The organism is Flavobacterium petrolei (assembly GCF_003314435.2).
GTDB classification, from domain to species: Bacteria; Bacteroidota; Bacteroidia; order Flavobacteriales; family Flavobacteriaceae; genus Flavobacterium; species Flavobacterium petrolei.
The window spans coordinates 81,943-100,868 of sequence record NZ_QNVY02000003.1; the positions used below are offsets into that span (position 1 = coordinate 81,943).

Below are 18,926 nucleotides of genomic sequence, written 5' to 3' on the forward strand. Positions count from 1 at the left end.
CTATCGGGGCTAGAATCTAGTGATAAAAACACCTTATTATTTATTCGAACAACTAAGAACAAAACGATACAAAATGAAAAACATTGCCATCATCATGGGCGGATATTCCAGCGAGTATAAAATCTCACTCATCAGCGGAAACGTCGTATATCAATTTTTGGACAAAACGAAATACAACGGATTCCGAATCCATATTTTCAAAGAAAAATGGGTCTATGTTGATGCTAACGACTCCGAATTCCCTATTGATAAAAATGATTTTTCAGTAATTGTTGATGGCAAGAAAATCACTTTCGACTGCGTTTTCAATGCCATTCACGGAACTCCCGGAGAAGATGGATTGATGCAGGCGTATTTCGAATTATTGCATATTCCGCAAACTTCCTGCGATTATTATCAAGCGGCTTTAACATTCAACAAACGTGATTTATTATCGGTTTTAAAACCATACGGCATAAAAACCGCCACTTCCTATTACTTAAACAAAGGCGATGCTATCAATACTGAAGAAATTGTCGCTAAAGTTGGTTTGCCTTGTTTTGTAAAACCAAATAAAGCAGGTTCTAGTTTTGGAATTTCGAAAGTAAAAACTGCTGCCGAATTACCAATCGCAATTGAAGTTGCTTACAAAGAAGACAACGAAATCATCATCGAAAGTTTCCTTGACGGAACCGAAGTTTCTGTGGGAGTCATCAATTACAGAGGAACCGTAACCGTTTTACCAATCACTGAAATCGTTTCTGACAATGATTTCTTCGATTATGAAGCCAAATATTTGGGTAAATCACAAGAAATCACACCGGCAAGAATCTCAGATGAAATGACACAAAAAGTAAGCGAAATAGCCAAACGCGCTTACGAAGTCCTCAAAATGAAAGGTTTCTCCCGAAGCGAATTTATATTGGTAAACGGAGAACCACACATGTTGGAAATGAACACCATTCCAGGATTAACAACGGAAAGTTTGATTCCGCAACAAGCCAAAGCCGCTGGGATTTCATTGGAGGATTTGTTTACTAATGCGATAGAATTGGCATTAAATAACTAACTTTCAATTATGACAGAAATCTTTGAATGGAACCGATTATTATACAATGATTTACCAGAATCCTTTCTTTTAGAAGTTATTTTCCGTTCCACCATAATGTTCACCGTTTTACTATTGACATTAAAAGTCGCAGGAAAACGTGGCGTGAAACAATTATCGGTATTTGAAACGGTCATCATAATTGCTTTGGGATCAGCAGCAGGAGATCCTATGTTTTATGAAGAAGTTGGAATAATTCCACCCATAACCGTATTTCTGGTCATTATCCTTTTGTACCGACTAGTAACTTGGCTCACCGGAAAAAGTAAAAGATTTGAAGAGTTTATAGAAGGAAAAACCGAATGTATCATCAGCGAAGGGAAATTTTCAATTGCTACATTTAAAAAAGAAAGTCTGGCTCAAGATGAATTTTTTTCAGAACTTCGATTGAAATCGGTGGAACATTTAGGACAAGTCAAGAATGCATTTATGGAAACTAGCGGTGAAATCAGTATTTTCTATTACGAAGACCATGAGGTCCAACCAGGATTGCCAATTTTACCTTTTTTATTTAAACTAAAAAGTAAAACGATACCAACGGAAGGCATTTATTCCTGTACCTTTTGCGGCAATACGGAAAGCCACAAACAAGGAAATGCGCTGTGCAGCGTTTGTACAAAATCTGAATGGGTCGAAGCAATAGATACACTCCGAAAAACCTAATTCAACCCAAAGAAAATCAGTGCGATTTAATTATATCTTATAAAATGAGAAAAGCCATATTCCCGGGTTCATTTGACCCAATCACTTTAGGACATGAAGACATCATCAAGAGAAGTATTTCTTTATTTGATGAAATCGTAATTGCCATTGGAATCAATGCCGAAAAAAAATACATGTTTTCATTGGAAGACAGAAAACGTTTTATTGAAGAAACATTCAAAAACGAGCCTAAAGTTTCAGTAATAACCTATGAAGGTTTAACAATTGATTTGTGTCATAAAATAAAAGCAGATTTTATCCTTCGTGGTTTGCGCAATCCTGCCGATTTCGAATTTGAAAAAGCAATCGCCCACACCAATCGTCGATTATCAAAAATAGAAACCGTGTTTTTATTGACCGCAGCAAAAACATCTTATATAAGTTCCAGTATCGTTAGAGATGTAATCCGTAACGGAGGACAATATGAAATGCTGGTTCCTGATGCAGTTCGTGTGAAATAGTGGACAGTATTCAATGGTCAGTCGCAGCTTCTGGTTAACTCAACACTTAAACTACAATACAATAACTTGTGAAACGAGGTAATAAGTCGTAATTTCACCAAAAATAAAAGCCATTAAACATGAGTATAGAAAGAGAATTAAGTAAACGCAGCGGATCAAAATGTGAGCTTTGTGGTGCAACAGAAAACCTAAAAGTATACCAAGTTTTACCAACTAAAAAAGGTGGACTTGATGAAAGTATTATGGCTTGCAGCACTTGTATCGACCAAATCGAAAATCCGGATAACGTAGATTTAAATCATTGGAGATGTTTGAATGACAGCATGTGGAGCGAACATACTGCCGTACAAGTTGTGGCGTGGAGAATGTTAAGCCGTTTGCGTGGTTCTGGTTGGCCTCAAGAATTACTGGACCAAATGTATTTGGACGAAGATACTCTAGCTTGGGCACAAGCAACAGGAGAAGGCGAAGAAGATGAAACCAAAGTAATTCACCGTGATAGCAACGGCGTGATTCTTGAAATTGGAGATTCAGTCGTATTAATCAAAGATTTGAAAGTAAAAGGTTCAAGCATGGTAGCCAAACAAGGAACTGCAGTGCGTAACATCAGATTAGACCATGAAAACGCCGAATATATTGAAGGAAAAGTTGACGGTCAAACTATTGTAATTATTACACAATACGTTAAGAAAATATAATTCTTTTTTTAGTGAAAAGTGAGTGGTGAATCGTGAATTGTGAATAACTCAGATGTACACTGACTTCCAAAAGAATCATTTTTAATATAAAAAATCGTTAGCAGTAAAACTTTACTACTAACGATTTTTTTTTTTTAAACATTAGAAAAGGAATCAGTATTTTTATCACTTCTAACCACCTACTACTCTTCCTCTTTCTTAATAACTTTTCGGGCAACCTCGATTTTAAATTTCTTGCCTTTCATTTTTTCGTCTTTAATGGCGTGCAATAAATCTTTTATTTTATTGAATTTCACAGCAGCAAAAGAGATAAAATCTTTCACTTCGATTAATCCCAAATCGCCTTTTTCTAATTTCCCTTTTTGAGAAAAGAAACCAACGATATCTATTTTATTTAGTTTATTTTTCTTTCCGCCACTGATGTAAATCGTTTGAAATTCGGGTGGTTTTGGTAATGAAGTGGAGTTTTCTACTTTCAAAGCTTCCATGCCGTAATCAATGTAATCCATTTTTTTCTCACTTTCATGAGCAATAATATATGCCGTACCAGAAGCCAGCATACGCGCTGTACGTCCGTTTCTATGCGTAAATTCGTCTTCTTTGGATGGTAAATGATAATGAATTACGTGATTCATTTCGGGAATATCAAGTCCACGAGCGGCCAAATCAGTAGTGATTAGATAACTCACACTTCCGTTTCTAAACTGGATTAGCGCACGTTCTCTTTCGTCCTGATCCATTCCGCCATGATAATATGTGGCATAAATTCCTTTTTCGTTCAACGTATCGCTGATACGTTCTGCAGCATCGCGATGGTTGCAAAAAACAATAGCCGACTGTGATTTCAAAGAACAAATCAAGTTGAATAAACTCCCAATTTTGTCTTTTTCTTTCGAAACCACCATTTTCATCGAAAGATTCGTTTCTGCTACGTTTTCTGGAATAAAATCCAAAATCGTTGGGTTCACCACTCTTGTGTATCTTGGAATCTCAATATCGGAAGTGGCCGAAACCAAAACGCGTTTATTCAGTTTCGTTAATTTTCCAATGATAAATGACATTTGCTCATGGAAACCCAATTGTAAGGATTTATCAAATTCATCCAAAATCAGCGTTTGGATTTTATCCACACGGAAAGTTCCTCTGTCGATATGATCAGCAATTCTTCCCGGAGTTCCTATTAAAACCGCTGGAGGATTACTTAAATTCTTGATTTCAGTATCAATGGAATGTCCGCCGTAACATACATTTACTTTATAATCGGTTCCCATTTTTTTCCAAACTTGCTCAATCTGCAATCCTAATTCGCGTGATGGAACCAGAATTAAACATTGAACCGATTGAATTTCGGGTTGTAACATTTCCAAAATAGGCAATAAAAAAGCTAAAGTTTTCCCGGAACCTGTTGGCGAAAGCAATAAAACATTATTGTCATTCAGAATAGCATCTTGTGCTACTTCCTGCATTTCATTCAGGCTTTCAATGCCTAAATTCAAAAGTATATTGTTGGAATGGTGTTTCTTATTCATTTTTTCAATTTGGTGCAAAGGTAATTTTTAATTGTGAGTTATGAATTTTGAATTATCAAATTTCATTCTTTTTCAATCGGAAAATTCCTTTTATTACATTCATTTCTACAGTTATCTAAAAAAAGCTACATTTGAAATTCCATTTAAAAACCGAAATATGAGACTTTTCACATTCCTTTTTTTACTATTCTCCATCAGTACTTTTGCACAAAAAACGAATAAATACGATACTTTTTTCGAAAAAGGCAATGGAAACCAATCTGCTAGTTATCAAGAAACAATTGCTTATTACAAACTTTTGGCAGATGATTTTCCTACTATCGAAATGCAAAAAATGGGATTGACAGACAGTGGCGAACCCTTGCACATGGTTATTTTTAACCCTGAAAAACAATTTGACTTTGGAAACATCCAAAAAAACAAAGCAGTAATCCTACTCAATAATGGTATTCACGCAGGAGAACCGGATGGAATTGACGCTTCAATGCAATTGTTTAGAGATTTAGCTTTAGGCAAAATAAAAGCCCCTAAAAACACGGTTATTGTTTGTATTCCGGTATATAATATAGGCGGAGCTTTAAACAGAAATTCTACTTCAAGAGCCAATCAGGACGGACCAGAAATCTATGGCTTTCGTGGCAATGCGAGAAACTATGATCTGAATCGCGATTTCATCAAGTCCGATACCCGAAACACTAAAAGTTTTGTGGAAATTTTCCATAAAATAAATGCTGATGTTTTTATTGACAATCACGTTAGCAATGGTTCAGATTACCAATACAAACTCACGTACATTATGACGCAACATAACAAATTGGGAACCGTTTTAGGTGATTTTTTAAATACTGAAATGATGCCCGCTTTGGTCCAAGATTTACAAAAAAAGAATATCGAAAGTACACCTTATGTCAATGCTTTTCAGGACACACCGGATAAAGGTTTTGGGCAATTTTTTGAAAGCCCACGATTCGCTACGGGTTATACTTCATTGTTCAACACTATTGGATTTGTCGTGGAAACGCACATGCTTAAAAAATATGCTGATCGCGTAAAAGTGACCTACGAATACATGCGTTCTGCAATCGATTTTACAGATGCTAATTACAAAAAAATAAAACAACTGCGTTTGAAAAATGAAGAGCAGTACCAACCAAAGAAATCGTACACAATTAAGTGGGAAATTGACAGTACAAAAACGGTTCCTTTTTCGTTTTTAGGCTTTGAAGCCAGTTATAAGAAAAGTGACGTCACATCAGGAAATCGCTTGTTTTATGACCGTACAAAACCATTCAAAAAAGACATTCCGTACAGCAAGGAATTTAAATCCGTAAAAGAGATAATCATTCCGGAAGCGTATATCATTCCAAGGGGATTTTGGCCAATAATTGATTTATTAAAAAGTAATACGATTATCTATACCCAACTAAAAAAAGACACCATAATTGAAGTAGAAAGCTACAGAATTGCAGATTTCAAAACCACAAATTCTGCTTACGAAGGACATTATTTGCATCGAAACACTTCGGTAACTTCAAAAATGGAGAAAGTGGCTTTCGCCAAAGGAGATTACATAATTCCTACGCAACAAAAGGGAATCAAATTTTTATTGGAAACATTAGAACCAGAAGCAATCGATTCTTTCTTCAACTGGAACTTTTTCGATACGATGTTGCAACAAAAAGAAGGTTATTCCGATTATGTTTTTGAAGATTCAGCAACACAAATTTTGAAAGATAATCCAAAATTAAAAGCCGAATTTGATTTAAAAAAACAAAGCGATGTGAATTTCATCAATAATCCCGAAGCCCAACTCGACTGGATTTACAAACATTCGGTTTACTATGAAAAAGCACATTTACAATATCCCGTCTATCGCATTTTGAATTAAAAAATATTTTTACAAAGAATTGCCCCCAAATAGTTTTCATTTTTTGAGGGCATTTCATTTAGATAATCTTCTCTTCTTCGAACAATAATTTTATGTTTTCGTAGGAGTTTTTCAAAGCTTCCTTGATTTGTTCCGGATTCATCCACGCCACTTTATCGATTCCTTCATCTAATTGCCCTTGAGGCGTTCCTTCAAAATTAGATTGCATTTCGAACCAGTGCGTAATTTTTAGTTTATACTTACCATTTCGTCTAAAAACATGATACGTTTTTTGAAGTTTATGTGAAATTGACAAGCCATTTACACCAGTTTCCTCCTCAACCTCACGCATGGCAGTATTCTCAATTTCCTCTCCTTTTTCGATTCCACCCTTGGGTAAATCCCATTTTCCATTTCTAAAAATGAATAAAACCTCCCCTTTTTTATTGTAAACTAAGCCGCCTCCCGCTTTGCAAACGGGGATTTTAGCTTTTAAAGTCTTCATAATCAAGCTTTCGTCAGGATGATACAGATAGGCTTTATTAATTTTATTTTGAAAGATTTTAACTATAAGTTGTTCTATATCAATACTTTCTAATAGAAATAATTGAAAATCTGTCTCCTTAGAGATGTGATTTGTTAAAAAAAGTGGTTTGTCGTTAACAAAAACTTTATACATTTGTACTATGATTTTTAATAAAGATACAGCCGAAAAAACAGCCGAATTTCTTTTGCAAATAAATGCAATTAAATTGAATCCAAGAAATCCTTTTACATGGGCTTCTGGATGGAAATCGCCTATTTATTGTGACAACCGATTAATCCTCTCATTTCCAGCCGTAAGAAATTATGTCCGGGATGAATTTTCCAAGAATATTGAGAAACAATTTGGTAAACCAGATGTTATTGCCGGTGTTGCCACCGGAGCAATAGGAATTGGTATGCTGGTAGCGGAAAGTATGGGATTACCCTTTGTATATGTTCGCCCTGAACCAAAGAAACACGGGAGACAAAATCAAGTGGAAGGTTTTTTACAAAAAGGACAAAATGTAGTTGTTGTAGAAGATTTAATCAGCACAGGAAATAGCAGTTTACTTGCTGTAGAAGCCTTGCGCGAAGCTGGAGCCAATGTTAAAGGCATGGCCGCTATCTTTACGTATGGTTTTGATGTAGCGGAACAAAATTTTAAAAGCGCACATTTGGATTTATTTACGCTGAGTAATTATCAAAATTTATTGAATTTGGCTGTTGCCAAAAGATATATCACCGAGGACGAAGAACAGACTTTACGAGAATGGAACGTGAGTCCGTCCACGTGGACAATTGAAGTTTAAACAATTAATAAAAAATAAAAACAATGAACTTAGAAAGTCCTAAAGTTACAGTTCAAAAATCAGCTCAAGAATTATTTGATTTATTGAGTGATGTGAAAAATTTTGAAAAATTAATGCCAGAAAACATCGCTAAATTTGAAGTTATTGGTGACGATGCTTTCATTTTTGGACTAAAAGGGATGCCGGAAATAAAGTTAAAAATGAAAGAAAAAGTAGCTCCCTCTAAAATAGTTTTGGGTGCAGCAAGCGACAAACTTCCATTTACATTGGTAGCAAATATAGATGCTGTTTCTGAAACTTCAAGTGATGTAAAACTTGATTTTGAAGGTGATTTCAATCCTATGATGGCCATGATGATAAAAGGTCCAATTGGAAAATTTATCGAAACTTTAGCGAGTAACATGAACAAATTGTAAAAACTATTTTAAATAGTAACAAATAGATAATATTGCGAAGTCTTTTGGTGAAAACCAAGAGACTTTTTTTATACATAAAAGGCAACAAATGTCATTTTATCGTCTTTTTAGGTTCGTTATGGAAAAAAATTATATTACTCATTTAATGTTAGTAAATTACTGATTATTAAATAGTTAATTATAATTTAAAATCTAGTTGGCCCCATAACCAGAGATAAAAATCAAATGATCCATGCCAATTACTGATCCCCAATTAAAGAGCAACGATTGCGGAATTAGCGCAATTAAAACAATTTTCAACATTTATCAAAGGAAAATTTCTCGAAAATATATCGAGCAAAATGTTCCATTGGAAGAAAAAGGATCGCGGATTTCGGATATTAAAAATTTTTTGAATTCAAATGGCTTTAAAGCAAAGTTCAAATTATTTGACATTAATTACATTGCAGGAAATGAAGCTAACCTACAAGAGTTATTCCCATTTATTCTTCCTATAGAAAATAAAAATGGTTTGCATTATGTAGTTGTTAACGAGTTGAAAAATAAGCAACTCAAAATATACGATCCTAGCAAGGGCAGTCAATACTTTTTGTCCTTGCAAGAAATAAAACGAAAAGCACATTTCAACAAAAATCATTGGGATTTAACAGATACCGAAGAAAAAATAGTAACAATTTGCACCCAAGATTTAGCGGAATACCATATTAATTATAAAAATGCTTTACAAGAAAACGGTTACGCTTTACTGTTTAACAAACTTACCTATTTCAAATACCTAAAAGAAAATTTTGGCTTTAAAGACTCCGAAGCCGAAAGAAATTTTATAAAAGATTTATTGAAAAATCAGGAAATTTCTGCTATCCCCAATAGCTTCAAAATACTGGAATTTGAAAAGGGAAAAATAAAAAACAATTCACCACTTATCCTTGTTGTCAAAGAAGAAACACAGGAAATAGAACCACAACAGTCCATTCCAGAGGAAGACAGCCGCAGTTTATATTGGCAATTATTCAATCAATTAGGCGAATATAAAAATCTTTGGTACATCTATATTTTTGCTGCTTTATTTTCAGCTGCAACAGCACAAATTGCTGTTTTCACCAATCAGATTATGATTGACAATGTGTTGCCAACCTATAATTTGAACACGCTGGTTTTGTTTGCAATCGGGCTTGGGATCTATAAAATTTTTGACATTTTCACCACGGTTTATAAAAACTTTGTTGGAATTCATTTAGGCAATGCCTTGGATAAATATTTCTTATTCTCTTTCGATACTAAAATAAATCATTCGTCACTTTCCTACATTCATTCTTATAAAAAAGGGGATTTAATGGAGCGAGTCAGTGATTCATTGAAACTAAAAAGCTTTTTCATGAAGTTTTTTACTAACATCTTAGTGGATGTCAGCGTGTCAATTTATTCATTATGTATCCTATTTTTTATAGACAAAACACTGACTTTAATCGTTTTGGGTGTAATGATTTTGTTTTTTCTCTGGTTCAAATTCATAACTCCGTATTTGAAGCAAAATGAAAGATTGCGTTACATGCGGAAAGCCGATTTTCTTTCTAAAATGATGGAAAAAGTAGATGGAATACAAGTTATCAAAAGTTTCAGAATAGAGCGATTTCATTCAACTAAAATCTTTGTAAGTATCAATGAATACTTAAAAATCCAACTTAGAAACGGTTATATTGATTTACTGAATAAAATTGTTGTTGCCCTGATAGTCATTGTTTCCACGATTTTTATCATTTTATTTCTGACCAAATCCGCTATTGAAACTCAAATCATTACCCTTGGACAAATCGTGACTTTTATAGCACTTTCTTCGAAGATATTTTCGTCTTTGAAAGGCATTTTGGATGATAACTTGACGCTTCAGGAAAATGAAGTAATCCTGAAAAGGTATTTGGATTTTGATGAACAAACAAAAAAAGTCTGTAAAAAAGGAATTCAGGATTTCAGTATTGAAAAAATTGAATTTCAGAATTTGAATTACGGCTATCTACCCGATGAATTTGTACTGAAAGACATTAATTTAAAAATTCGAAAAGGTGAAAAAATTAAGATTGAAGGACAAAACGGTTCTGGAAAATCAACTTTCAGCAAAGTTTTAACGACACTTTATCATCCCAATTCCGGTTCTATTTTGATTAACGAAAGAGAGAAGAAATTTTATAATGATGATAAAATGCGGGACAAAATACTATTGGTAACCAATGAAGACACGTTGTTCAACGATACAATTCAAAACAATATCATTCTGGGAAAAGAAATTTCTGTCGAGGCAATTTTGGACATAGCTAAACAAATCAACTTTTATGATTTTATAGCTTCAAAAGACGACGGATTGGATTTTATCATCAACGAAAACGGGAAAAATCTTTCTACCGGACAACGAAAAAAAATCCTTTTGCTTCGCGCTTTATTTTCTCAAGCTGAACTCATTATATTGGACGAAGTGCTATCTGGAATGGATATAGAATCTAGGAATAAAATAGAAACAATGATTGATGAAGATCACACAAAAACTTACATCATCATCTCGCATGAACCTATAACCAATATCAATTTTTCTAAAAAATATAAAATAGCAAATGGAGAACTCTTTATATTACAACACGAAGTCAATCCGATTTATTAAAATTCTAAATCGGATTTTGGTGGCGTTTCTTGTCATTATAATCATTTTGATTTTTACTATAAAGATGAATGATACCGTAAGTTTTAAAGAAGGACAAATTTTTTCTGATACGCCACAACTAAAAATAAATGCTCCAAATGAAGCCAAAGTAATAAAAGTTTTGGTGAAAGAAGGTCAGGAAATAAAAAAAGGAGACACTATTTTCTTACTGGAAAATAAAAAAACCAAATCAGATTTTGAGATTTTAAATACTGGTGTCGCTGGAATGAAACACAAAATAAACATCATTTATAAATTGATTCAGAATACGAGGAATCGCAAAAATTCTTTGAAACAACTCCTAAATATACAAACTAATATTTACAAAACAGATCGCAGAAAAGCAGAACAAGAAATTAGTTCCCTCAATAATAAAATCAATTTATCCTCACAACAAAGTTCAATTTTAACGGATAAGTTTCAAACTGACTCAGTGCTTTATGCTAAAGGCGCCATTTCGAAATATGAATTGACCGAAACGAAAAACAGGAATCTGGATAACAAAAAAGGACAAATTGATATTACATCGACTTATGAAGTGAAAAATTATGATTTTGAGAATTTATCTAATAATTACCAGAAAACCAATAATGATTTGCTTCGGAATATAATTGATGTGGAAAATCAAATCCATAATTACCAGCAAGATATTGTGGAACTTGAAACGCTCATTAAAGATGGAAAATCAAACCTAATTTACATTACGGACGAGTTGGGAAAATTACATGTTGTATCTCCAATTGATGGCACTATTTCGAATCTTTTCAACTCCAGACAAAATCTTGAAATTGTAAATAAAGGTGAAATACTGACCATTATTGCACCTAAAAAAGAAGCGTTTTATGCCAAAGTAATTTTAGATGAAAAGGACCTTGCATACATCAAAAAAGGTCAGGAAATAAACCTAAAACTGGATGCTTACAACTATTACCGTTTTGGTGCGGTCAAAGGAAAAATTACTTACGTTTCCCCATCCGATGTGGATAAAACCTTTTATTGTTTGGCCACAATCAAAAAATACAACTCCAATATTAATCTCAAAGCAGGCTACAAACTCAAAGGAGAAGTAATTATTGAAAAAATGAAACTGTACCAATATATCATGAAAAAATTATTCAATAAAATTGATAATAATTTGAATTAACAGTTATGAAAATTAGCCTTTTCCCCATAGTGCTGATCTTGTTTTCCAATGCAATCTTTGGACAGGAACTGTTGTCTTTTAATTCTTGTCTCGCATTAGCCTTAGAAAACAATTTAGCTCTGAAAAATGCGCTTTTATCTAAAGAAATAAGCAACTACAAATATATATCCAGCTATGGAAAACTATTGCCATCTGTAAACGGAGCAGTTGAAAAGAAACAATCTTGGGGCAGGGAAATTGATCCGGACACTAATTTATTTGTCAATAAAAAAATCGAAAATTATTCAGGGGATATTGACGCTGAATATAATTTGTTCTCTGGTTTTTCCACAATCAATACTATAAAATCAGCGAAAAAGGATGTTCAAATCAATGAAGTAAATATTCAAAAAATTGAGAATGAAATCACGATTGATTTGGCACAAAAATTCATTACCATTTTATATTTACAAGAAATTATTTTGTCCAATCAACAACAAATAAAGGCGAGCGACAAACAACTGGAATTAGCAATTTTAAAGTTTGAATCGGGCGTTATAAGTGAAAGTGAGGTTTTCAAAATAAAATCTCAAAAAGCTACAGAAGAATTAAATCTGTTAACAAATCAGAATCATTTAACGGATAATTTTATCAGTTTAAAGCAATTGATGAACATCTCTTTGGGGAGCGAAATTATCTTAATAAAGCCCAATTTAGAATTCTATAAAAACCCTGAAATAAATGAAAATCAATATTTTTTGACTAATAATGCGGTAGCAATTCATCCATCCTATTTGATGCGTGTGCTAAATGAACAAAAGATGCGAACTGAAATTTCAATATCTAAATCAGCCTTATATCCTTCATTGAATATGCGTTTTTCAATAGGTTCAAATTACATTATCAAAGATCCTCAAGTTACATTTGATGAGCAATTTAACGCTAATTTATCCAAAGGACTTCGATTCAACTTAACTATTCCAATTTTCAATCAGCTTGAAAATTTTTCAAGAATTAAAACCAGTAAACTCAATTACAGCCAATCCAAAATAGAAACACAAATTGAACAGAATCGACTTTCGAAAGAAATTTTAAAAGCAATAACAGATACCAAAACATCCATTAAAAAAAATGAATCAGCAGCAATAGCATTTGAATTTTCAAAAAAAAGCTACGAAGCCGATATTTTAAAATTTGGATTAGGTAAAATAAATATCAACGAGTTAAACCTGACAAAGATGAATTTTAATAATTCTCAAGCCGAATTAATTCAATCCAAGTATGAATTGCTATTCAATAATGCGCTAATAAAATTTTATTTAGGCGAAAAATTTGTTTTATAAATGTTGGATTCTAGTACAACATCTGTATTTCCTTAATATCAAATTCTGAAATACTATCATCTTCCAAAAGAACCTGAAGTTTACCAATAGCCGAAACGCCTTGGATAATCCCCATAAAATTAGTCATGTGTTGATTTGAAAAAGGCATCGGTAAGCCCTTCTTATATAAATTATCAATGTATTTAGTCCATAAGATAGTCGGATGCTGTTTCCAGAACGAAGTATTTTTTTCAATTGCGCTGCCGATTGAAAAAAGAAGTGCTTCTTTATCGAATTCTTGGCCAATAATAACAGCTAGAGAAGATGCTTTTGGCAAATTTTCAAAATTAGTTTGATTCACATTGAGCCCTAAACCGACAATAGAAAGGATTGTTCCGTCACTTTTAATAGTATTTTCTATCAGAATGCCACCTATTTTTTTATTGTATGACATTATGTCGTTAGGCCATTTTATACTAAGATCTGGAATATTAATTGATTCTAAAACCTCAATTACAGCAAGCGAAACAACAATATTAAGATTGAATATCTGACAAATATCCGGTAGAAAATCCTTTACCAAAATACTCATTATTAAGTTTTTACTTGCCTCAGAGGCCCAAATGGCACCCATTTGCCCCTTACCTTTCGTTTGAGTCTCCGCAGTAACAACCGTAAAGTTTTCAAGCTCTTGTTTGTTCGATAGCCCTTTAAGGAACTCGTTTGTTGAATCTATGGCATCGAGTTTGATTACTTTCATATACGTTTATTTGTGAAACAGAATTTAATATTGTGTTAAGGTTCAAAAATAATCACAAAAAATGGTAACTTTACAAACTTATATAAAAATAATTCATGGCGAAAAAGACTATAAATAATGATGACCTATTGGCGAACATCATTAAGGGAATAGAAGAAGTAAAAGGAAATGACATTACCATCCTTGATTTAAGAGAAATAGACACGGCAGTATGCGACTATTTTGTCATTTGTAACGGTAATTCAAATACACAAGTTAACGCCATAGTAAACTCGATCCAAAAAACAGTTTCTAAAGAATTGAAAGACAAGCCTTGGCATGTTGAAGGTACTGACAACGCAGAATGGGTTTTGATGGACTATGTTAACATAGTAGTTCATGTATTTCAAAAACACATCCGCGAATACTACAACATCGAAAGTTTATGGGGCGATGCTAAAATAACAACCATAGAAAACAAATACTAAAGACATATATCCGTAGTAATGGCTAAAGAAAATAATCCAAATCCGAATAAGTTTAAAGTAAGCCCTTGGCTAATTTATGCTGCAATATTATTAATTTTCTTATTTATAAGTTTTATAACCAATGGTTCAAGTTTAAACGAACCGGGACAATTGACTTCTTCTAAGTTTAACGATTATTTAGAAAAAGGCCAAATTGAAAAAGTAATTGTTTACAATAAAACGGAAGCAGAAGTTTTTCTGAACGCTGCAGCAATGAAAGATGCTGTTCACAAGAAAGTTTCTAAAGATGTTTTTGACCGACCAAATAAAGGGCCACATTATACCTTTGACATTGGTAACGATCAAATATTTCAAAATAAACTGGAAAAGGCAGTTGCAGAAGGTAAATTGAAAGATTTCAATTTCTTACCAAAAAACAATTGGTCGGATATTTTAATTAGTTTATTACCTATCATTATCATTATTGCCGTTTGGATCTTTATCATGAGAAAAATGTCAGGTGGTGGCGCAGGTGGTGGCGGTCAGATTTTCAATATTGGAAAATCAAAAGCAAAACTATTTGACGAAAAAACGGATATCAAAACTACTTTTAAAGACGTAGCTGGTTTAGAAGGTGCGAAAGAAGAAATTCAAGAAATTGTTGAATTCCTTAAAAACCCTGAAAAATACACCAATCTTGGTGGTAAAATTCCAAAAGGAGCTTTACTGGTTGGTCCTCCTGGAACAGGTAAAACATTATTAGCAAAAGCCGTAGCCGGCGAAGCTCAAGTACCATTTTTCTCTTTATCAGGTTCTGATTTTGTGGAAATGTTTGTAGGTGTTGGAGCGTCACGTGTGCGTGATTTGTTCAAACAAGCAAAAGAAAAATCTCCTGCTATCATCTTTATTGATGAAATAGATGCAGTTGGTAGAGCAAGAGGAAAAAGTAATATGTCAGGCGGAAATGACGAGCGTGAAAATACATTGAACCAATTACTGACAGAAATGGACGGTTTTGGAACAAATTCTAACGTAATCGTTTTGGCTGCGACAAACAGAGCTGATGTATTGGATAAAGCATTAATGCGAGCTGGTCGTTTTGACAGACAAATTTTTGTAGACTTGCCGGACATTCGCGAAAGAGCTGAAATCTTTAAAGTTCACCTAGCTCCTTTGAAAAAAATTGAAGGATTAGATACCGAATTTTTAGCCAAACAAACTCCTGGTTTTTCAGGTGCTGATATTGCAAATGTATGTAATGAAGCTGCTTTGATTGCTGCGAGAAATAACAAAACTGCTGTTGACAAACAAGATTTCCTTGACGCTGTTGACAGAATTGTTGGTGGTCTTGAAAAGAAAAACAAAATTGTTACGCCTGATGAAAAGAAAGCAATTGCAATCCATGAAGCAGGTCACGCAACGGTAAGTTGGATGTTAGAACATGCTGCTCCGTTAATCAAAGTAACTATTGTTCCTAGAGGTCAAAGTTTAGGTGCTGCTTGGTATTTACCGGAAGAACGACTAATTGTTCGTCCAGACCAAATGCTTGATGAAATGTGTGCAACAATGGGTGGAAGAGCTGCTGAAAAAGTAACTTTCAACAGAATTTCAACTGGTGCGTTAAGTGATTTAGAAAAAGTGACCAAACAAGCTCGTGCTATGGTAACGATTTATGGACTGAATGATAAAATAGGAAATGTCACTTATTATGATTCAACAGGACAAAGTGAATACAACTTTTCTAAACCATATTCTGAAGAAACAGCTAGAGTTATTGATGAAGAAATTTCATTATTAATTGAAAGTCAGTATCAAAGAGCCATTCAAATATTAGAAGAAAACAAAGACAAACTGAATCAATTGGCAAATATTTTAATCGAAAAAGAGGTAATCTTCAAAGATGATTTAGAAGCTATTTTTGGAAAAAGAACTTTTGATAAAAATTTAGAAGAAGTAGTATCTTAGAAAAACACATCAATATTTAATTATTTTTAAAATCTTAATTCAAAAACTACTTTTGAATTAAGATTTTTTTATCTTTGGACGTTTTCAATTAACAAATTATAGCAGTTTACAGAAATATGAGTCTTTTTAGAAAAATTTTTGGTTCTAGTAATTCTACTTCTGAGGAAGATAAAGAAAGTGAATTTAGTAAATCCCATACTGAAAACGCTATCTCTATTGATGAACAATTTATCTTTAATTTTAAAAAAAATGGAGGCAAATTTTTATATTGTGAAAATGCTGATGAAGTAAAAGAGCAGTTTGAAAATATATTAGAAGAAAACGACTGGTTTGAAAGTGAAGTTTTATGTTACGACCCAACACTTTTTAGCATGCTTGAGGATAATAAACTTACGTATGACAAACCTGTAAATCCTAAATTCCTTCTCGCTAGTTGTGAAAATTTAATTGCAGATGAAGGTTCTATTTTATTTTCATCCAAACAAATCAAACAGCATAAACCAAACGAATTACCAGCAAACATTATTGTTTTAGCTAAAACAAGCCAAATCCTTGGTGCTAAAAGTGATGGATTAAGCGCCATTAAAAAGAAGTACGAAAGAGATTATCCTACCAACATTACTACAATAAAATATTTCGAGAAAGCCAAAGAAGAAGACTTTACACAATACGGAAGTTCAGCTAAAAATCTTTATTTATTGCTTTTAGAAGATCTTTAAAATGAACGAAACTCTAAAACGAGGTATATCTGGAGCGGTTTATATTATTCTATTACTTGCTTCTATTCTATATTCAACAGAAAGCTTTTTTATCCTTTTTGGTATATTCCTTATCATTACAGTTTATGAATTTTGTAATTTAGTTTCAATACACAAAGTTTTTCCAATTATTTTAGCCATAGTTATATATGCTCTTGTAACTTTAGTGAGTCACTACAATACACTTACTGCAAATACTTTAAATCAGATTTTAAACACTGATTATTTAATTGATATAAATATACAACAGTTGGATATCGTTTTATTAGTGATAGCTTTAGTTGTTTCTATAAAATGTATTCTTTTTTTGTTTTATGACAACATTCAAAAAATAAGCACTTCTTCCAAATATTTGTATTTATTAGGCTATATAATTTTGCCTTTTGTGTTTATTACTAAAATTTCATTTGGTATCAATGACTATAATCCTAAAATCATAATTGGATTATTTATCTTGATCTGGACAAATGATACTTTTGCTTACATTGTTGGTAAATCTATAGGAAGAACAAAATTATTCGAAAAAATTTCTCCTAAAAAAACAGTAGAAGGATTCTTAGGCGGAATACTTTTTGCCATTTTAGCGGGATATTTAATCTCAAAATATTACATCAAGGCCAATCCTGAATTTAGTGAGAGATCTATATTAATCTGGACTTCTATAGCTGTTATTGTAGGAATTGCAGGGACTATTGGAGACTTAATCGAATCCAAATTCAAGCGTATTGCAGGAGTAAAAGACAGCGGAAGCATAATGCCTGGCCATGGAGGTATACTAGATCGTTTAGATAGTGTTATATTTGTAGCACCAATTATATTTTTATTTTATCAAATTTTAAACTATGTTTCATAAAGAAGGAACCCAATCTATTTTATTAGGCACCATTTTCACAGCTGTTGTCCTTTTATTGTCTGACAATTTTATAGACACCAATTGGCTTAAAATGGCCATTCAAATAGCAGCGTTATTGCTTTTGATCATCATATTACAATTTTTCAGAAACCCAAAAAGAACTGTCGTACTTAATGACAATCAGATTCTGGCTCCTGTTGACGGTAAAGTTGTGGTTATAGAAGAAGTTTATGAAGGCGAATATTTCAAAGAAAAACGTTTGCAAATATCAATTTTCATGTCGCCAATAAACGTGCACGTTACGCGATATGGTTTAAGTGGACTAGTAAAATTCAGCAAATACCATCCTGGAAAATTCTTAGTGGCTTGGCACCCAAAAGCAAGTGAGGAAAACGAAAGAACAACTATTGTTATCGAAAACAAAACCTTTGGTGAAGTGTTATACCGACAAATTGCCGGTGCACTAGCCCGACGAATTGTAAATTATGCAGTAGAAGGAACTCAAGTAGTTCAGGGAACTGATGCTGGTTTCATAAAATTTGGTTCTAGAGTTGATATTTTTTTACCTCTTGGAACACCTATAAATGTCGTATTAAACCAAAAAGCAATTGGAGGAAAGACAGTAATTGCGACCAAAGCATAATGATTGAAAAAGATTTAAATACCCGATTTCTGGAAGCTGTAGAAATAGCCTCCGAAATGACACAAGCATCTTTACCACAAGATGTTCAATTGCGACTGTATGCGTTTTACAAACAAGCTACCTTGGGAACTTTAGATCTAAAACAAAATTCTTCTTACCATTTAAGAGATGCTTTTAAAACCAATGCTTGGATGCAAATCAGTCATCTGAGTCCGGATGAATCTAAAGAACAGTATATCGAATTAATTCATTCTCTGTTAAAAAAATAATCTA

Annotated in this window: 19 protein-coding genes; 16 read left to right on the plus strand and 3 right to left on the minus strand. The window is 33.1% G+C overall.

The annotated features are described in order from the left end of the window. Positions 1–73: 73 nt before the first annotated feature. From DR871_RS09800 to DR871_RS09815, 4 genes are all read left to right on the plus strand, one after another. Complete coding sequence (locus DR871_RS09800; RefSeq protein ID WP_113666130.1) at positions 74–1,048, plus strand: D-alanine--D-alanine ligase; 975 nt, start codon at positions 74–76, stop codon at positions 1,046–1,048. Positions 1,049–1,057: 9 nt separating this feature from the next. After that, a complete protein-coding gene (locus tag DR871_RS09805) occupies positions 1,058–1,750 on the plus strand; it encodes a DUF421 domain-containing protein (RefSeq protein WP_113666131.1) in 693 nt (230 codons plus the stop codon). A gap of 44 nt (positions 1,751–1,794) precedes the next feature. Then, on the plus strand, positions 1,795–2,250 hold the full coding sequence (gene coaD / locus DR871_RS09810) for a pantetheine-phosphate adenylyltransferase (protein ID WP_113666132.1): 456 nt from the start codon (positions 1,795–1,797) through the stop codon (positions 2,248–2,250). Positions 2,251–2,369: 119 nt separating this feature from the next. After that, the gene (locus DR871_RS09815) at positions 2,370–2,948 is read left to right on the plus strand and encodes a PhnA domain-containing protein (protein ID WP_113666133.1); all 579 of its coding nucleotides are present in this window, start codon (positions 2,370–2,372) and stop codon (positions 2,946–2,948) included. A gap of 182 nt (positions 2,949–3,130) precedes the next feature. Here the strand turns inward: DR871_RS09815 and DR871_RS09820 are convergent, their stop codons facing one another. Further along, the gene (locus DR871_RS09820; protein ID WP_113666134.1) at positions 3,131–4,477 is read right to left on the minus strand and encodes a DEAD/DEAH box helicase; all 1,347 of its coding nucleotides are present in this window, start codon (positions 4,475–4,477) and stop codon (positions 3,131–3,133) included. Positions 4,478–4,634: 157 nt separating this feature from the next. Here DR871_RS09820 and DR871_RS09825 point away from each other — a divergent pair, with 157 nt between their 5' ends. After that, positions 4,635–6,365 carry a M14 family metallopeptidase gene (locus DR871_RS09825; RefSeq protein WP_113666484.1) on the plus strand — a complete coding sequence of 577 codons (1,731 nt, stop codon included), beginning with the start codon at positions 4,635–4,637 and terminating at the stop codon, positions 6,363–6,365. A 58-nt stretch (positions 6,366–6,423) separates the two neighbouring features. Here the strand turns inward: DR871_RS09825 and DR871_RS09830 are convergent, their stop codons facing one another. Next, positions 6,424–7,023, minus strand: coding sequence for an NUDIX hydrolase (locus DR871_RS09830; RefSeq protein ID WP_113666135.1), 600 nt, complete (start codon positions 7,021–7,023; stop codon positions 6,424–6,426). Positions 7,024–7,030: 7 nt separating this feature from the next. Between DR871_RS09830 and pyrE the strand changes: the two genes are divergently transcribed. The 5 genes from pyrE (at position 7,031) to DR871_RS09855 (ending at position 13,249) form a co-directional block, all read left to right on the plus strand. Next, entirely contained in the window at positions 7,031–7,678 is a 648-nt protein-coding gene (gene pyrE / locus DR871_RS09835) for an orotate phosphoribosyltransferase (protein ID WP_113634257.1), read from the plus strand. A 23-nt stretch (positions 7,679–7,701) separates the two neighbouring features. After that, the gene (locus DR871_RS09840; protein ID WP_113634258.1) at positions 7,702–8,094 is read left to right on the plus strand and encodes an SRPBCC family protein; all 393 of its coding nucleotides are present in this window, start codon (positions 7,702–7,704) and stop codon (positions 8,092–8,094) included. Between the two features lie 232 nt (positions 8,095–8,326). Beyond that, positions 8,327–10,744: an ATP-binding cassette domain-containing protein gene (locus tag DR871_RS09845; RefSeq protein WP_113666136.1), complete on the plus strand. Its 2,418-nt coding sequence runs from the start codon at positions 8,327–8,329 to the stop codon at positions 10,742–10,744. A gap of 64 nt (positions 10,745–10,808) precedes the next feature. Beyond that, positions 10,809–11,927, plus strand: coding sequence for an HlyD family efflux transporter periplasmic adaptor subunit (locus DR871_RS09850; RefSeq protein ID WP_165355325.1), 1,119 nt, complete (start codon positions 10,809–10,811; stop codon positions 11,925–11,927). A 5-nt stretch (positions 11,928–11,932) separates the two neighbouring features. Continuing rightward, a complete protein-coding gene (locus DR871_RS09855) occupies positions 11,933–13,249 on the plus strand; it encodes a TolC family protein (protein ID WP_113666138.1) in 1,317 nt (438 codons plus the stop codon). A gap of 10 nt (positions 13,250–13,259) precedes the next feature. Here the strand turns inward: DR871_RS09855 and DR871_RS09860 are convergent, their stop codons facing one another. Next, positions 13,260–13,988, minus strand: coding sequence for a biotin--[acetyl-CoA-carboxylase] ligase (locus DR871_RS09860; RefSeq protein ID WP_113666139.1), 729 nt, complete (start codon positions 13,986–13,988; stop codon positions 13,260–13,262). A gap of 95 nt (positions 13,989–14,083) precedes the next feature. Here DR871_RS09860 and rsfS point away from each other — a divergent pair, with 95 nt between their 5' ends. The 6 genes from rsfS to DR871_RS09890 all read left to right on the plus strand — a co-directional run bounded on the left by rsfS (position 14,084) and on the right by DR871_RS09890 (position 18,922). After that, the gene (gene rsfS, locus DR871_RS09865) at positions 14,084–14,455 is read left to right on the plus strand and encodes a ribosome silencing factor (protein ID WP_113634263.1); all 372 of its coding nucleotides are present in this window, start codon (positions 14,084–14,086) and stop codon (positions 14,453–14,455) included. An 18-nt stretch (positions 14,456–14,473) separates the two neighbouring features. Beyond that, positions 14,474–16,399: an ATP-dependent zinc metalloprotease FtsH gene (ftsH, locus tag DR871_RS09870; RefSeq protein WP_113666140.1), complete on the plus strand. Its 1,926-nt coding sequence runs from the start codon at positions 14,474–14,476 to the stop codon at positions 16,397–16,399. A 116-nt stretch (positions 16,400–16,515) separates the two neighbouring features. Continuing rightward, positions 16,516–17,118, plus strand: a complete 603-nt coding sequence (locus DR871_RS09875; RefSeq protein ID WP_113666141.1) for a lactate utilization protein B/C — start codon at positions 16,516–16,518, stop codon at positions 17,116–17,118. Between the two features lies 1 nt (position 17,119). Continuing rightward, the gene (locus DR871_RS09880; protein WP_113666142.1) at positions 17,120–18,010 is read left to right on the plus strand and encodes a phosphatidate cytidylyltransferase; all 891 of its coding nucleotides are present in this window, start codon (positions 17,120–17,122) and stop codon (positions 18,008–18,010) included. After that, complete coding sequence (locus DR871_RS09885) at positions 18,000–18,653, plus strand: phosphatidylserine decarboxylase family protein (protein WP_113666143.1); 654 nt, start codon at positions 18,000–18,002, stop codon at positions 18,651–18,653. The genes DR871_RS09880 and DR871_RS09885 overlap by 11 nt, the downstream gene beginning before the upstream one ends. Beyond that, positions 18,653–18,922, plus strand: coding sequence for an acyl-CoA-binding protein (locus DR871_RS09890; RefSeq protein ID WP_113666144.1), 270 nt, complete (start codon positions 18,653–18,655; stop codon positions 18,920–18,922). The genes DR871_RS09885 and DR871_RS09890 overlap by 1 nt, the downstream gene beginning before the upstream one ends. Positions 18,923–18,926: the final 4 nt, after the last annotated feature.

Coding starts and splice junctions, on each gene's coding strand:
- DR871_RS09800 (WP_113666130.1), top strand. CDS start 74: ATGAAAAACATTGCCATCATCATGGGCGGATATTCCAGCGAGTATAAA.
- DR871_RS09805 (WP_113666131.1), top strand. CDS start 1,058: ATGACAGAAATCTTTGAATGGAACCGATTATTATACAATGATTTACCA.
- coaD (WP_113666132.1), top strand. CDS start 1,795: ATGAGAAAAGCCATATTCCCGGGTTCATTTGACCCAATCACTTTAGGA.
- DR871_RS09815 (WP_113666133.1), top strand. CDS start 2,370: ATGAGTATAGAAAGAGAATTAAGTAAACGCAGCGGATCAAAATGTGAG.
- DR871_RS09820 (WP_113666134.1), bottom strand. CDS start 4,477: ATGAATAAGAAACACCATTCCAACAATATACTTTTGAATTTAGGCATT.
- DR871_RS09825 (WP_113666484.1), top strand. CDS start 4,635: ATGAGACTTTTCACATTCCTTTTTTTACTATTCTCCATCAGTACTTTT.
- DR871_RS09830 (WP_113666135.1), bottom strand. CDS start 7,023: ATGTATAAAGTTTTTGTTAACGACAAACCACTTTTTTTAACAAATCAC.
- pyrE (WP_113634257.1), top strand. CDS start 7,031: ATGATTTTTAATAAAGATACAGCCGAAAAAACAGCCGAATTTCTTTTG.
- DR871_RS09840 (WP_113634258.1), top strand. CDS start 7,702: ATGAACTTAGAAAGTCCTAAAGTTACAGTTCAAAAATCAGCTCAAGAA.
- DR871_RS09845 (WP_113666136.1), top strand. CDS start 8,327: ATGCCAATTACTGATCCCCAATTAAAGAGCAACGATTGCGGAATTAGC.
- DR871_RS09850 (WP_165355325.1), top strand. CDS start 10,809: ATGAATGATACCGTAAGTTTTAAAGAAGGACAAATTTTTTCTGATACG.
- DR871_RS09855 (WP_113666138.1), top strand. CDS start 11,933: ATGAAAATTAGCCTTTTCCCCATAGTGCTGATCTTGTTTTCCAATGCA.
- DR871_RS09860 (WP_113666139.1), bottom strand. CDS start 13,988: ATGAAAGTAATCAAACTCGATGCCATAGATTCAACAAACGAGTTCCTT.
- rsfS (WP_113634263.1), top strand. CDS start 14,084: ATGGCGAAAAAGACTATAAATAATGATGACCTATTGGCGAACATCATT.
- ftsH (WP_113666140.1), top strand. CDS start 14,474: ATGGCTAAAGAAAATAATCCAAATCCGAATAAGTTTAAAGTAAGCCCT.
- DR871_RS09875 (WP_113666141.1), top strand. CDS start 16,516: ATGAGTCTTTTTAGAAAAATTTTTGGTTCTAGTAATTCTACTTCTGAG.
- DR871_RS09880 (WP_113666142.1), top strand. CDS start 17,120: ATGAACGAAACTCTAAAACGAGGTATATCTGGAGCGGTTTATATTATT.
- DR871_RS09885 (WP_113666143.1), top strand. CDS start 18,000: ATGTTTCATAAAGAAGGAACCCAATCTATTTTATTAGGCACCATTTTC.
- DR871_RS09890 (WP_113666144.1), top strand. CDS start 18,653: ATGATTGAAAAAGATTTAAATACCCGATTTCTGGAAGCTGTAGAAATA.